The 15,351-nt window shown below is 53.7% G+C and carries 12 protein-coding genes; 6 read left to right on the forward strand and 6 right to left on the reverse strand.

Annotated features, from left to right (window positions below; genetic code table 11):
- Positions 1-418 precede the first annotated feature (418 nt).
- Entirely contained in the window at positions 419-781 is a 363-nt protein-coding gene (locus ABK821_RS20030; RefSeq protein ID WP_138359622.1) for a YibL family ribosome-associated protein, read from the reverse strand.
- 201 nt (positions 782-982) lie between these two features.
- On the opposite strand from ABK821_RS20030, the gene ABK821_RS20035 reads away from it, so the two are divergent.
- Positions 983-1,207 carry a hypothetical protein gene (locus ABK821_RS20035; protein WP_138359620.1) on the forward strand — a complete coding sequence of 75 codons (225 nt, stop codon included), beginning with the start codon at positions 983-985 and terminating at the stop codon, positions 1,205-1,207.
- Here the strand turns inward: ABK821_RS20035 and mtlR are convergent.
- The 3 genes from mtlR to ABK821_RS20050 all read right to left on the reverse strand — a co-directional run bounded on the left by mtlR (position 1,196) and on the right by ABK821_RS20050 (position 4,983).
- Positions 1,196-1,795 (reverse strand): mannitol operon repressor MtlR, encoded by a 600-nt coding sequence (gene mtlR / locus ABK821_RS20040; protein ID WP_138359618.1) that lies wholly within the window; start codon positions 1,793-1,795, stop codon positions 1,196-1,198. The two genes, ABK821_RS20035 and mtlR, sit on opposite strands and share 12 nt — an antisense overlap.
- Entirely contained in the window at positions 1,792-2,940 is a 1,149-nt protein-coding gene (mtlD, locus tag ABK821_RS20045; RefSeq protein WP_343178539.1) for a mannitol-1-phosphate 5-dehydrogenase, read from the reverse strand. The genes mtlR and mtlD overlap by 4 nt, the downstream gene beginning before the upstream one ends.
- Before the next feature lie 132 nt (positions 2,941-3,072).
- The gene (locus ABK821_RS20050) at positions 3,073-4,983 is read right to left on the reverse strand and encodes a PTS mannitol transporter subunit IICBA (RefSeq protein ID WP_138359614.1); all 1,911 of its coding nucleotides are present in this window, start codon (positions 4,981-4,983) and stop codon (positions 3,073-3,075) included.
- Positions 4,984-5,510: 527 nt separating this feature from the next.
- Here ABK821_RS20050 and ABK821_RS20055 point away from each other — a divergent pair.
- The 5 genes from ABK821_RS20055 (at position 5,511) to aldB (ending at position 11,693) form a co-directional block, all read left to right on the forward strand.
- A complete protein-coding gene (locus ABK821_RS20055; protein WP_138359612.1) occupies positions 5,511-6,119 on the forward strand; it encodes a glutathione S-transferase in 609 nt (202 codons plus the stop codon).
- Positions 6,120-6,212: 93 nt separating this feature from the next.
- Complete coding sequence (gene selA / locus ABK821_RS20060; protein WP_138359610.1) at positions 6,213-7,601, forward strand: L-seryl-tRNA(Sec) selenium transferase; 1,389 nt, start codon at positions 6,213-6,215, stop codon at positions 7,599-7,601.
- A complete protein-coding gene (gene selB / locus ABK821_RS20065; RefSeq protein WP_308561713.1) occupies positions 7,598-9,457 on the forward strand; it encodes a selenocysteine-specific translation elongation factor in 1,860 nt (619 codons plus the stop codon). The genes selA and selB overlap by 4 nt, the downstream gene beginning before the upstream one ends.
- Before the next feature lie 284 nt (positions 9,458-9,741).
- On the forward strand, positions 9,742-9,936 hold the full coding sequence (locus ABK821_RS20070; protein WP_138359606.1) for a hypothetical protein: 195 nt from the start codon (positions 9,742-9,744) through the stop codon (positions 9,934-9,936).
- Between the two features lie 218 nt (positions 9,937-10,154).
- Positions 10,155-11,693, forward strand: a complete 1,539-nt coding sequence (gene aldB, locus ABK821_RS20075; protein ID WP_308561711.1) for an aldehyde dehydrogenase AldB — start codon at positions 10,155-10,157, stop codon at positions 11,691-11,693.
- 177 nt (positions 11,694-11,870) lie between these two features.
- Here aldB and ABK821_RS20080 read toward each other — a convergent pair whose 3' ends face one another.
- Positions 11,871-13,826 (reverse strand): glycoside hydrolase family 127 protein, encoded by a 1,956-nt coding sequence (locus ABK821_RS20080; RefSeq protein ID WP_138359602.1) that lies wholly within the window; start codon positions 13,824-13,826, stop codon positions 11,871-11,873.
- A 10-nt stretch (positions 13,827-13,836) separates the two neighbouring features.
- Entirely contained in the window at positions 13,837-15,237 is a 1,401-nt protein-coding gene (locus tag ABK821_RS20085; protein ID WP_138359600.1) for an MFS transporter, read from the reverse strand.
- Positions 15,238-15,351 lie beyond the last annotated feature (114 nt).

Raw genomic sequence — 15,351 nt, forward strand, 5'->3', positions numbered from 1 at the left:
AGGTCTCCATTGGGCCGCCAGATGTGGTGCTGAGTCTTGCGCTGTTTGCAGGTCACATCATTTGTAAAACTGGCCCGGCCAAAGTGCGATTGTAGGGTTAACGACAACGAATGGTTAATCAAATGTTATTGATGAGCAATATGTGTGTGACTAAAAATAATAGATATGTGAACTATTGGGGGATTTATTAAATAATTGGTAGGGCCAACGCGGCGCCGGAGGGGACGACGGTGAGTCACATTTCAACAAGCGCATGCCCCGGAGACAGAGCCTGTCGTGCTTTCGCCGGACAACAAACGCCAATACCGTGCGGGTATACCGCCCCGGTAAGCGTTGTGGACTGATGCCTGAACGTTGGACGCCCAACTGAGCAAGGAGCAGTCCCGTCACGCCACCGGGGGATTATTCGGAGAAAGGATCAGAATTCGGTTCGGGAGAAACCGGTCATCTCTTTAAGGCCCATTTCGCGACCCAGAGCGGTCATCGGGTGGACAACAACCAGACCACGCACGTTTTTCTTGAGCTTACCCATATCGGCCTGCTCTTTTTTGGTGATGGCGCGGCGGTACGGCAGGCTCATCAGCTTTTGCGCTTCTTTGCTCAGTTTCTGGCCCTGAACGTCGCGCAGACGGGCGATTTCGGCTTCAATGGTGGTTTTTTCTTTTTCCAGCTCAGCGTACTTGTCGGCGGCTTCAACCAGCGACAAACCGGCCTGTTGGTGACGAATGGCGTCGAGACGGTCGCTCAGACGCTTGATTTCATTTTTTTCGACTTCTTTCATGGTAGTTTAATCTGCTAAGAAATGATCATGATCAGACATATAGTATGTGCTGTCGCTTGTGTCGTGGGTAGTTATTTATCGAAACGTTGTTGTTTTTCGTTTTTTGTGAAGCCTGTTGCCCATTAAGCACCTTTTTTTCATCTGATTCCCTGTTTTTGGTTAATCCTTAAATAAGATGATCCCAACGTAGAGGAGGGCGTGATGGCAAAAATTGGCGATGGCATACTTGATGTTATTGATAAAACTGTAGATTTTATGGCCTCAAGTCAGGCCTTTCTGGAATATCTGAAAAAGTCCCCACGTTTGCAGCATATACCGGAGGATATTCCAGCAGACAAAGAAGCGCTATTTTTGCGTCGTCTTGAGTATTATCGTCAGCTTTATCGGCCGGCGTGCAACCCACAAGAGACAGAATCAGAGCGTTGATTTTTGAAAGGCTTTTTTTAAGCTGATTTTAGAAATCAGCTCGGTCAGAGATAGCATCATTGTTGAACGTACAACCTGCTGGTAGCGCATTTTCTGCATTGCCAGCAGTTCCGCATCGCTCTCGTCGAATAGCGGCGTGGGCGGCAGGGCCGCAACGCAATGTAACTCGCCGAATGGTCCGAGGATCTCGTCGTCGGTAAAGCTGTACTCATTACCGTCGTGATTCAACTCTTCACGCAAAGCCATCAGTAGCTCGGCGTCTTCATATTCGGCGCGGCTAATCACCCCAAGGCCATAAATCAGCTTCAGGCGTACAGAAAGATCGCCCAGCGGCCCGTCACCATCCAGCAACGGCTCCACTGCGTATTTCACCGCGTAGTCGTCTTTGCGAAACACCTGAAGCACCAGAATATTGACTGCTTCCGTCAGCAGTTCAACGGCGGCGATCAGGAAGCTTCTTACGGTTTTGCTAGCATTCAGACGCTCAAGCACACGGTTTTCAAATGCCTGTGTTTCTTCCATTATTGCCTGCATATCTGACAGGAGTCGTAATGGGCGCGGTTCGGACCGCGCCAGATCTTGCCTCATTTGGCGGCGTTATAATCGTTAACGGCCTCCGCTACCACGGCGCTTGCCGGATCCAGACCTGAAAGCTGCGCCAGCGCAGCCTGTGGCCCTTTCCCGGCAATCAGCGCCGCCAGTTCCTGTGCCTGCGGATCTTCCTCGCTACGGAAGTGCATGGCGGCAGCAATCCCTTTCACCAGGTTCCGGTGCGGCAGGTTGTATTCCAGCGTACCAAGCAGCGGTTTAATTAAGCGATCGCCGGCGCTCAGTTTACGCAGCGGCTGGCGGCCAACGCGTTCCACATCATCTTTCAGATACGGGTTTTCAAAACGACCAATAATTTTCTGGATGTAGGCAGCGTGCTTTTGTGCATCAAAGGCATAGCGTTTGATCAGTACGGCGCCGCTCTCTTCCATCGCCCCTTTGACTACCGCGCGAATCGTCTCATCGAGAATCGCGTCGCGAATCGTCTGGTGACCCGCCAATTTTCCGAGGTAGGCGGTTATAGCATGTCCTGTGTTTAAGGTGAATAGCTTACGTTCGACAAAGGCCATCAGATTATCGGTTAATTCCATCCCAGGGATGTTCGGTAACGCACCTTTAAACTGGGTCTTGTCGACAATCCACTCGCTGAAGGTTTCGACGGTGACTTCCAGTGGGTCCTGAGTGGCGGAAGCGGACGGCGGAACGATGCGATCAACGGCGGAATCAACGAAGCCGACGTTGGCTTCGACCCAGGCTTTATCTTCTTCCGCGAGGGCGTTAAACACGTGGCCTTTTAACTGGGTGGTGCCGCGGACCATGTTCTCGCAGGCGATGATATTCAGCGGCGCCGTAATGCCCTGCGCTTTACGTTTAGCCAGGCCTTTGGCAATCGCCGGAGCGATGCGCTCCAGCACCACCGGGCCGACGGCAGTGGTCACCAGATCAACGCTGGCAATCAGCTCTACGACGTCGTCGCCGATGCTGCTGACGGCATCGACGCCGGAAACGGTATCCACCTGCTCATTCTCGCCGACCACGTGAACCTGATAGCTATGACGGGCATTCAGGGCATCAAGCACGACCTGATTTACATCTGCAAACGTCAGTTGTATCCCCGCGTCCGCCAGCAGTTTGCCGATAAAGCCACGACCGATATTACCTGCGCCAAAATGTAATGCTTTCATAGTATTAACCTTTAATTAATGTTTTTACCTGAGAGGGCTGGGGTGAGGCTTTTCCCTCACCCTAACCCTCTCCCAACGGGAGAGGGAATAGACCGCACTTGCGTTCATCCTCAGCAGAGGATGAGGCGGCGTTTACTTGTTCAGCAGCGAGAGGACTTCTTCGACGCTGGTGGTCTGTGCCAGACGCTCAATGACGGATTCATCGTCCAGCGCGTTAGTCAGGCTGGTGATCACCTGGATATGTTCGTTATTACGTGCCGCGATACCGATGACCAGACGGGCAACCTCATCCTCTTCTTCACCGAAACGCACGCCTTCCGGATACTGGCAGAACACGATACCGGTTTTCAGAACGCGATCCTTCGCTTCGATAGTGCCGTGCGGAACCGCGATGGACTCACCCAGGTAGGTCGAGGTCAGTTTTTCACGCTCCAGCATTGCCTGAACGTATTCCGGCTCGACATAACCCCCTTTTACCAGTTGTTCACCCGCGAACAGAATAGCGTCTTCTTTGGTGGCCGCTTTCTGACCGAGGAAGATGTTTTCCGCACCCAGTTTGAACAGATGGGTATCCGCCGCATCGAAGCTGTCTTGCAGACTGTCGCGAACTTTCTCTTCGTTATCCGTGTGACGCTGGGCCGCCACCAGGCGTTCGGTCAGGCTGGTATACAGGCCGCTGTCGAGGAAGTTGGTCAACGAAATATGCTGCGCTTGCGGCACCTGGCGCATCGCGCGTTCGGTCAGGTCGCGGTGAGTGATGACCAGGTCAACATCCGGCGGCAGGTTGTTAATCGCACAGTTGGTGACGGAGATATTGCTCAGCCCGGCATCCTGTACTTTCTTACGCAGCACGCCTGCGCCCATGGCGCTGGAGCCCATACCGGCGTCGCAGGCGACGATGATTTTACGCACATGGCTGAGGTCGTTCGTGACATCGCCTGTGGACAGCGGAGTCGCTGCGCCTTTGGACTGCGCTTTCATGTCCTGCATACGACGGGTCGCTGTTTCGATATCATCTTCTTCTTTGACTTTACTGGTTTTCAGCAGAATCGCCGAGATCACGAAGGAGACGGCCATCGCGGCAATAATCGCCGTGATGTTAGCGAAATAGGCTCCTTTCGGCGTCATCGCCAGTACGGCGAGGATTGAGCCCGGAGAGGCCGGAGAAACCAGACCGCCGTTGAGGATAGTCAGAGTAAACACACCGGTCATACCGCCGAGGATAACGGCCAGAATCAGACGCGGGTTCATCAGCACGTACGGGAAGTAGATTTCGTGAATACCGCCGAGGAAATGGATGATTGCCGCACCGCCCGCAGACTGCTTAGCGCTGCCGCGGCCAAAAAACATGTATGCCAGCAGGACGCCCATACCCGGACCCGGGTTAGCTTCAATCAGGAAGAAGATAGATTTGCCGAGTTCATGAGACTGCTGGATGCCCAGCGGCGAGAAGATACCGTGGTTGATGGCGTTGTTAAGGAACAGGATTTTCGCCGGTTCAACAAAGATGGATGCCAGCGGCAGCATGTCGTGCGCCACCATGAAGTTAACGCCCGCAGCCAGGATTTTGGACAGGACTTCAACCGCCGGACCGATACCGAGGAACGCCAGGATGGCGAGGATCATACCGATAATACCGGCGGAGAAGTTATTCACCAGCATCTCAAAACCGGATTTAATCTTACCATCTACCCAAACGTCGAATTTCTTGATGGCCCAGCCACCCAGAGGACCCGCGATCATCGAGCCGAGGAACATCGGCATATCCGCGCCGACGATGACGCCCATAGTGGTAATTGCGCCGACTACGCCGCCGCGTTCGCCGCCAACCAGTTTACCGCCGGTATAACCGATCAACAGCGGTAACAGATAGGTGATCATCGGACCCACCAGCTTCGCCAGCGTTTCGTTCGGTAACCATCCTGTTGGAATAAATAGTGCGGTGATAATACCCCACGCGATAAACGCGCCGATATTTGGCATCACCATATTGCTGAGAAAACGACCAAAGCTTTGCACTTTGATCTTGATATCGGATGACATAAAACACCCCTTCTTCTGTTTTTGCTATCGGCAGGCTGAAAGCCCGAGGCTTGTTGTTAATGTGGCGGCAGAGGTAGCCGGGCCCGGATTGATAGTGCGAAATCTGGCACTGAATTGTTACGCTGTCCAGTTAGTGGGCTTTTATGTGATTTACATCACATAAATATAGGTTAGTAGTGGGTCTGTATAGTGACTTGCGTCACAAAAATTGAGTGTAAAAAAACAACAGGAGGGAGTTTTAGAGTAAAAAACACACTTTTATGTGATATGTATCACAAATATTTTTTATGAGTTTGTTATTTATTTGTGATTTACATCACAAAATATATCCCCACGGATTTTCCCTGATGTGATCCTGGGCAGATTATGCCGCGTCTAATATGAGGATATGTAACTCAGTAACTTGATCCACTAAAGGACATTTTAGCCATCATGGCGAAAACGGCAGGGTAAATTACGTTCGGTTTGTCGGTTTTTTACTACGGTCTGCGCCATACTTACTTTTTTGTTGGCGAAAGGAGCAGGCAATGAAACTGATCGGCAGCTACACCAGTCCCTTTGTGCGCAAAATTTCCGTCATGTTGCTGGAAAAAGCGATCCCTTTCGAGTTCGTCAACGAATTTCCTTATAACGACGCCAATCGTGTGGCGAAATACAATCCGCTGGGAAAAGTGCCTGCGCTGGTTACCGACGACGGTGAATGTTGGTATGACTCCCCCATTATCGCTCAATACCTGGAGCAGCTTGGCATTGCGCCTGCTATGCTGCCCGCGGAGCCGAAAGCCGCGCTGAAAATGCGTCAAATTGAAGCGCTGGCAGATGGCGTGATGGAAGCAGCGCAGGCGCTGGTGCGGGAGAAAATGCGCCCGGCGACGCAGCAGTTAGAAAGCGAACTGCTGCGCCAACGGGAAAAAGTTACGCGTGGTCTTGATGCCCTGGAAGGCTATGCAAATGACGGTATTTTACGTCCCGATGAGGTGAATCTGGCGACCATTTCCACGGCCTGCGCCATTGCTTATCTTAATATTCGCCGCGTTGCGCCGGGCTGGTGCGCGACACGGCCTAAGCTGGTTAAACTGGTGGATTCACTCTTCCAGCGCCCCAGTTTTGCGCGCACTGAACCGCCAGGGAGTTGACCCAGGCAGGTAACAGTTTTTGCGCGAAGGTATTACAATTGCTGCTCATTTATTGACTCCCTCTCCCGTCGGGAGGGGAAAACAGGTTCATTCATGACTACCGAGATTCGTGCACTGTATACCCGGCTTCCGGCCATTGACCGTTTACTCCATGCTCCGGCGTTTTCCTCGTTGCTGATGCAGTATGGTCACTCGCAGACGGTTACGCTGCTACGTCAGATGCTGGATGAGGCAAGGGAACATATTCGTCAGAGACATGCGCTGCCGGTCTGGTGTGACGACTGGCTGCTGGAAACCGCCCGGCGTCTGGCGCAAACGCAGCAGAGTGCGCTGCGCCCGGTTTTCAACCTGACGGGCACCGTACTGCATACCAATCTTGGCCGTGCGCTTCAGGCAGAAGCGGCGATTGCAGCCGTTGCCCAGGCCATGCGCGCGCCGGTGACGCTGGAATACGATCTCGAGGATGCCGGACGCGGCCACCGGGACCGGGCGCTGGCCGACCTGCTTTGTCGGATAACCGGTGCGGAAGATGCTTGCATCGTCAATAACAACGCGGCGGCGGTGCTGCTCATGCTGGCGGCCATCGCCGGCGGTAATGAAGTTGTGGTATCGCGGGGTGAGCTGGTAGAGATTGGCGGTGCGTTTCGCATTCCTGACGTGATGCGCCAGGCGGGCTGCATCCTGCATGAAGTCGGTACCACTAATCGTACCCATGGGGAAGATTATCGTCAGGCCGTCAATGACAATACCGGTTTGCTGATGAAAGTTCACACCAGCAACTACAGCATTGAGGGCTTTACGAAAGCGGTTGATGAGGTGGCGCTGGCGGAAATTGGCCGCGAGCTGAATATCCCGGTTGTCGCCGATCTTGGCAGCGGCTCGCTGGTGGATTTAAGCCGCTACGGCTTGCCAAAAGAGCCAATGCCCCAGGAGATGATTGCCGCGGGCATCAGCCTGGTGAGCTTTTCCGGGGATAAACTACTGGGCGGCCCGCAGGCGGGAATTATCGTCGGTAAGAAAGCGCTGATCGCGCGTTTACAGAGCCATCCGCTGAAACGTGCGCTGCGGGCGGATAAAATGACGCTCGCGGCGCTGGAAGCCACGCTACGCCTCTATCTGCACCCGGAGACACTGGCCGCTGAACTGCCGACGCTACGTCTGTTGACCCGCCCCGTAGACGAGATTCGCCAGCTGGGCGAACGTATACAAGCCGCGCTGGCGGAATATTACCCAGATTTTGTACTGCGGGTAGAACCCTGTTTGTCGCAGATTGGCAGCGGTTCGTTGCCAGTGGACCGGTTACCCAGCGCGGCATTGACGTTTACCCCGTGCAATGGCCGCGGTAGCCAGCTGGAGGCGTTGACGGTTCGCTGGCGTCGGCTTCCGGTGCCGGTTATTGGCCGGGTTTATGATGGTCGACTGTGGCTGGATCTCCGCTGTCTTGAGGATGAAACCCGGTTTATGGAGATGTTAGCGAAATGATTATTGCCACTGCCGGACATGTTGACCACGGCAAAACCACGTTGCTGCAGGCGATTACCGGTATCAATGCCGATCGCCTGCCGGAAGAGAAAGCGCGCGGAATGACTATCGACCTCGGCTACGCCTACTGGCCGCAGCCCGATGGCCGAGTGCTGGGATTTATTGACGTGCCGGGTCATGAAAAGTTTTTGTCCAACATGCTGGCTGGCGTCGGCGGCATCGATCATGCGCTGCTGGTGGTGGCTTGTGATGATGGGGTGATGGCGCAGACGCGTGAACATCTGGCGATCCTTCAGCTTACGGGTAAGCCGAGGTTAACGGTCGCGCTCACCAAATCTGACCGCGTTGAGGCCGGGCGGGTTGAGGAAGTGAAAAGGGAAATCGACGCGGTGCTGGCCGAATTCGGTTTTACTGCTGCGAGCCTGTTTGTTACCGCAGCGACGGAAAACCAGGGCATTGCCGAACTACGCGATCATTTACTGCGACTTTCCGCGCGGCCGCATCCGCAGCATCAGCGTTTCCGCCTTGCTATCGACCGGGCGTTTAGCGTAAAAGGCGCGGGTCTGGTGGTCACCGGAACGGCGCTTTCCGGCGAGGTGAATGTGGGGGATACGCTGTGGCTGACTGGTGTGGATAAGCCGATGCGCGTGCGTGGTCTGCATGCGCAGAATCAGTCGGTCGGGAAGGCCCAGGCGGGCCAACGCATTGCCCTGAATATTGTGGGTGATGCGCAAAAAGAGCAACTGAATCGCGGCGACTGGCTGCTTTCCGTACAGCCACCGGAAGCCAGCGAACGCGTAATTGTCGAGCTGCAGTGCCACACGCCGCTCGGTCAGTGGCAACCGCTACATATCCATCATGCAGCCAGCCATATCACTGGCCGCGTGTCACTGCTGGAGGGGGCGCTGGCGGAACTGGTTTTCGACTGCCCGCTGTGGCTGGCGGATAACGATCGTCTGGTGCTGCGCGATATCTCCGCCCGTCAGACGCTGGCTGGCGCGCGGGTGGTGACGCTCAATCCGCCGCGACGAGGCAAGCGTAAGGCAGAATACATACAGTGGCTGCACACGCTGGCCGCTGCGCAAAGCGATGATGCCAGCGCGCTGGAGATCCATCTGCAACGTGATGCGGTTCATCTTGATGATTTTGCCTGGGCGCGTCAGCTCAGCGACGAGGGGCTACAGGCGCTAAGTCACCGTCCTGACTATCTGCAGGCGGGGAATCGTTTACTCAGCGCGCCACTGGCTGCGCGCTGGCAGCGGAAACTGCTCGACGCCCTGGCGCGTTATCATGACCAGCATCGCGATGAGCCGGGACCGGGCCGCGAGCGTCTGCGGCGTATTGCGCTGCCGATGGAAGATGAAGCCCTGGTGCTGCTGCTGATTGAGCAGATGCGCGAAAGCGGAATGGTCCATAGTCACCACGGCTGGCTGCATTTACCGGATCATAAGGCGGGGTTTACCGACGAGCAGCAGGTGATCTGGCTGCGGGTTGCCGGGCTGTTTGCTGATGAACCCTGGTGGGTTCGCGATCTGGCGCGGGAGGCTAACGTTGAAGAGGCATTAATGCGCGCAGTGTTACGCCAGGCGGCGCAGCAGGGGATGATTACCGCGATCGTCAAAGATCGCTACTACCGTAACGATCGGATTGTGACGTTCGCCAGAATGATCCGCGAACTGGATCAGGAAAGGGGGTCTACCTGCGCGGCCGATTTTCGCGATCGATTGGGAGTGGGACGAAAGCTCGCTATTCAGATCCTGGAATATTTTGACCGCATCGGTTTTACCCGCCGTCGTGGCAACGATCATTTATTACGTGATGCGTTACTATTTCCGGTTAAACGAGGAAACGATTAATTTAAGATGTTTGATAAAACGTGCTTTTATCGCATTGCCCTGTAACCAGCGCCGCTGGCTCGGGCCTGAGTGAAATTCATAACATGATGATATTGTTGGCTTCCCATGATGGGTAAGGCGTCAGCCGGGGGAAATACCCGCACATTTTCTCAACAGGCACATTAAAATATGAACTTAATGTGCCTTTTATATTATCAGAACGTTAAATAATAACAACGATCACGTTTTTAAAGAATATTCACTCGTATTCTGCCTGTCTAATTGCAGTGATTGAGGATAGTACAATGGCTGCTTCAACATTTTTTATTCCTTCCTCGAATGTAATCGACGCCGGTTCATTAATAGAAACAATGAATACCATGGTGGAAAGGCGTTTGCGCCACACATTCATTGCTACGGATGATAAGTCGAAAAAATCAGGCATGACTGAAATATTCAGAATGCATTTCAGGCATTCGATATTTCAGCGTTATTTATGATGGGCATGCCGAAATCGTCGCGATCTCTCGTTGCGCGATGCCATTAACTGGCGGATGGCGAGGCCTGTGAAGGGGATGTTTGCTCAGGCTGGATAAATGGTAAGGCCCACCCGGTACATCAATATCGGCCACTCCGAATAACGTGACCGCAGTCGTAATGCTGTAATCAATTGGCGAATATCTCGCCATCGTTATACCCCTACTGCAAGGAGACGTCCATGACAAATAATTCCCCTGCAACACATATTCAACCCGGTGAATATGGATTCCCTCTGAAATTAAAGGCTCGCTATGACAACTTCATTGGTGGGGAGTGGGTAGCGCCTGCCGACGGTGAGTACTATCAGAATCTGACGCCGGTCACCGGGCAGCCGCTCTGTGAAGTTGCCTCTTCAGGTAAAAGGGACATTGACCTTGCCCTCGACGCTGCCCATAAAGTGAAAGATAAATGGGCCCAGACTTCCGTACAGGATCGCGCGGCGATTCTGTTCAAGATTGCCGATCGTATGGAGCAAAATTTAGAGCTGCTGGCGACGGCCGAAACCTGGGATAACGGTAAGCCGATCCGTGAAACCATCGCGGCTGATGTGCCGTTGGCAATTGATCATTTCCGCTATTTTGCCTCCTGTATTCGTGCTCAGGAAGGCGGGATCAGTGAAGTGGACAGCGAAACCGTCGCCTATCATTTCCATGAACCGCTTGGCGTGGTCGGGCAAATTATCCCGTGGAACTTCCCCCTGCTGATGGCGAGCTGGAAAATGGCGCCAGCGCTGGCGGCGGGCAACTGCGTGGTGCTTAAACCGGCGCGTCTGACTCCCCTTTCGGTCCTGTTGCTGATGGAGATCGTTGGCGATCTGCTTCCTCCTGGCGTGGTTAACGTTGTGAATGGCGCGGGGGGCGAGATTGGTGAATATCTGGCAACCTCGAAGCGCATAGCAAAAGTTGCCTTTACTGGTTCGACGGAAGTCGGACAGCAGATCATGCAGTACGCCACGCAAAACATTATTCCGGTTACGCTGGAACTGGGCGGTAAATCGCCGAATATCTTCTTTGCCGATGTCATGGACGAAGAGGATTCGTTCTTCGATAAGGCGCTGGAAGGTTTTGCATTATTTGCCTTTAACCAGGGGGAGGTCTGTACCTGCCCGAGTCGGGCACTGGTGCAGGAATCTATTTATGAACGCTTTATGGAACGGGCAATTCGCCGCGTGGAGAGCATTCGCTGCGGTAACCCGCTGGACAGTGTGACGCAGATGGGCGCGCAGGTTTCCCATGGTCAACTGGAAACGATCCTCAATTATATTGATATCGGTAAGAAAGAGGGCGCGGATGTGCTGACCGGCGGGCGACGTAAACAACAGGAAGGTGAACTGAAGGAGGGGTATTATCTTGAGCCCACCGTCCTGTTTGGTAACAACAATATGCGTGTTTTCCAGGAGGAGATCTTTGGCCCGGTGCTGGCCGTCACCACCTTTAAAACGATGGAGGAGGCGCTGGAAATCGCCAACGATACTCAGTACGGCCTCGGTGCCGGGGTCTGGAGCCGAAACGGCAATCTGGCTTATAAAATGGGGCGCGGGATTCAGGCCGGACGGGTATGGACTAACTGCTATCATGCCTATCCGGCGCATGCCGCGTTTGGCGGTTACAAGCTGTCGGGGATTGGGCGCGAGACACATAAGATGATGCTGGATCACTACCAGCAAACCAAGTGTCTGCTGGTGAGTTATTCGGAGAAACCGCAGGGACTGTTTTAAGCGTGAAGCCCCTGGCGGACGGCGTGTCCGTCAGGGGGAAAGTTAAGCAAGCACCTTAATTTGCCAAGGGGAAAACCCGGTAAGCCTGAAATGCCTGATAGCGAATCGCATATCAGGCTTGTAGAGAAAATGCCACTGGCCAAATATTGCTAAGCGCTTATCCGGCACGCTAAATTATCACTCTTCATTAACCCAGATACGCATTTCCCCCTCGCCACGGTTGGCCCAACTGAACCAGGGGATGAACGTCAGCGTTTGTGGCTGGCGGGAAGATGGCGTGTTATCGTAGTGCCATAAGGTCTTCTGTTGCGCATCGGCAACGCTCTGCTTCACGCCTTCCGCCTGTATCAGCATTTTGTGTGCAAATAGCCCTTTGCCTTCGAAGACCTGGAAATCACTCTCTTTTGGTAACCACAGATTGTGCAATTCCTCGCCGTTATCTGCCTGTTCGAGGCAATAGACCAGCGGTCCGCGCTGAATAGCAACTTTACCAGCCACATGGCGCAGCAGTGGGTTGCCGTACACGCGGCGTACCGGCATTGGCAGTGTTAACAGAAGCGTATCGCCTTCTTGCCAGGTTCGGGTAATGTGCAGATAGCCCTTACGTATATCTTGCGCAACCTCCACTCCGTTCAGCGTTACCTTTGCATTCGTACACCAGTCCGGCAGACGCAGTGCCAGGGTATGCGTGATCGGTGAGGATGAGTCGATGACAATTTTTACCTGCCCCTGCCACGGATAGTTACCGTTGATACGTAGGCGCAGCGTTCCATCGTTTACCGGGATCTCAGCATTGTTGCCGACATACAAATTGATGTATAGCGCGTCTTTATGTGGCGTGTAGATATAGTGTCCCAGCGAGGTTAGCACGCGGGCGATATTCGGTGGACAGCAGGCACAGCCGAACCAGCGCTGGCGAACGGGCTTTACGTGATCGTAAATATGATTAAATTTTAACGATTTCGGATGCACCTCCAGAGGATTCACGTAGAAGAAATGTTTACCGTCGAGCGCCATTCCGCCGAGCACAGTGTTATACAGCGCGCGTTCCATCACATCGGCGTACTGGCTGTCAGCCTCCATTTCTACCATCCGGCGGGCAAACATCATCAGGCCGATGGAGGCGCAGCTTTCCGCATACACCGTGTCGTTTGGCAGATCGTAGTCACAACTGAAGGCTTCCCCGCTGCTTTGCGAACCTATACCACCGGTGATATACAACTGACGCTGAGCCATATTTTTCCACAGTCGCAGGCAATCCTGACGTTTGCCTTCATCCTGATTTAAACGAGCAAGATGGGCAACACCGGTCATCAGGTAGACAAAGCGAACCGCATGGCCGATGGCGACAGTTTGCCTGGAGAGCGGTTCATGCGCCTGGCTGTAGGGTTTATCTTTTATCATCCATGCCGGGCCGTAGGTGTGCCAGTAGGATGTTTTACCGCGTTTTTCATATTCGATATCGTAAAAATGCGGCTGCGTTCCACGCGCCTCAACAAAGTAGTTCACCAGCGCCATGTAGCGCGGCTCCTGAGTTACATCGTACAGACGCATCAACGCCAGCTCGATTTCCGGGTGTCCAGGGTAGCCGTGTAACTGGTTCTCGCCGGAGCCAAATATGCGGTCAATATGATCCGCCAGCCGACAGACCACTTCCAGCAAACGGCGTTTGCCGGTGGCCTGGAAGAAGGCGACGCCCGCTTCAATCATATGCCCGGCGCAATACAGTTCGTGGCACTCAGCGAGGTTAGTCCAACGCTCCGTTGGCGCTTTAACCGTAAAGTAGGTATTCAGATAGCCATCTTCGCACTGGGCGGCAGCGATGAGCTCAATGACTTCATCGGCGGTCTTTTCAAGCCCGACGTCCGGCTTCTGGCACAGTGACCAGGCGACGGCCTCGAGCCATTTGGCCACATCGCTATCCTGAAAGACCATGCCGTAAAATTCCCCGCCCTGTAGTCCGGCGGCGATACGGAAATTTTCTATCGCATGGCTCGGATCAGCTTCCGGGATGCGATCATTAAGTGCATCCCACTGATAGGGAATCACCACATCACGCACCAGTTGTTGGTACTGGCCGAGAAACGGGTCATTGATTTTCAGTTTGTGCAGATCGACTTCCGTAACAGACATGACAGACTCCTTAAGACTGAACGTGACGCGTGCGCAGGTCGCTGGAAATGCGCGCCATCATAGGATTATTGAGCTTGCAGGCACGAATGGAAAAAGCCAGCAGCAGATGGAACAGAGCAGGCAGAAGGGTTTCCATTGAGGTGATGCCGGTCAGCGATAATGCCGTTTGGTTGGCTACTCCCGGATGATATGCCACGTAGATAAAGACAAGACTGATAATGCCGGCACTGGAGGCCCATGCCAGCTTGATGAAGAACAGATTAAAGGCGAAGTTCATGCCTGAAGAGCGTACGCCGGTTTTCCATTCGCCGTAGTCGTCGGAGAAGGCCATCAGCGAAAAGTGCAGCGGTAGGGTGAAGCCGAGAATAATGCCGTTGCCGAGGATGACTATCAGCCACAGGGCCTGGTATGCCGGGCCAGTTGGCAAAAACCACATCATGATGGCTATCACTGCTAATACCAGGTTGGTGTAATAGTAGAGTTTGACGGTATCAAAGCGGCGTGACAGCAGATTGATGATGACCGAGCCGAAAATTGATGCGAAGGTCACCATGGTGAAAAACAGGGAGGTATAACCGGTAGAACCTCCCAGTACGTAGGTAATAAAGTACATGTAGCCGCCGCCGCGGATATTAAAGACGTTGATCAGCAAAAACGACATCACCAGCATCAGCAGTAGCTGGTCGTTCTTACGCAACCCGGCGATATGTTCGCGCAGGGTAAACTTACCCATCACGTCCAGCGAGACGCGTTCACGAACCCAGAAGAAGCAGCACAGGAACATCACCACCGCAATGGCACAGAGTACGCCGACGCCATACTGATAACCCTGGGCGGTATTACCGTGGCCAAGCGCCTTTACCAGCCAGGGAAGTCCAACGGAGACCAAAAAACCCGCTACGCCGCACAGGACAAAACGCCATGCCTGGCATGAGATAACCTCGGTATGACGAGTGGTCATGGTGTTGATTAGCGCGCAGTACGGCACGTTTATCGCGGTATAGCTCACCGACAGCAGCAAATAGGTGCCGAATGCCCAGGCGATCTTCATCCCCATACCGGCGTCAGGCACGGTAAACGTCAGGACGCCGATAACGCCAATGGGTAATGCGATCCACAATTGCCAGGGACGAAAGCGCCCCCAGCGACTTTGGGTTCGGTCAGCCAGTACGCCCATGATGGGGTCGGAAATGGCGTCAAAAACGCGCAGGGCCAGAAACAGAGTCCCGACTAGCGCGGGCGTCAGGCCAAAAACATCAGTGTAGAAAAAAGTCAGAAAGTTCATGATCAGGCAGGTAATGATTGTCCCGCCCGCATCGCCTAATCCATAACCGATTTTTTCGCGGAGGGATAATTTGTCGTCCTGAGCACGTTGTGCCAAATCGTTTGTCGTAATCGGAGCCGAAGTCATAAATAACTCCCGGATGTGATGTGCGGAAAATCATCCCGCTGAGATGCGGGCTTTTATTGTGTAATTTGCAAAGTACGCTATTTATTCTGCACTAAATATTGTGAGCAACAAGGG

The sequence above is a fragment of the Klebsiella sp. KE9456 genome, from assembly GCF_043832615.1.
GTDB lineage: Bacteria > Pseudomonadota > Gammaproteobacteria > Enterobacterales > Enterobacteriaceae > Klebsiella > Klebsiella indica.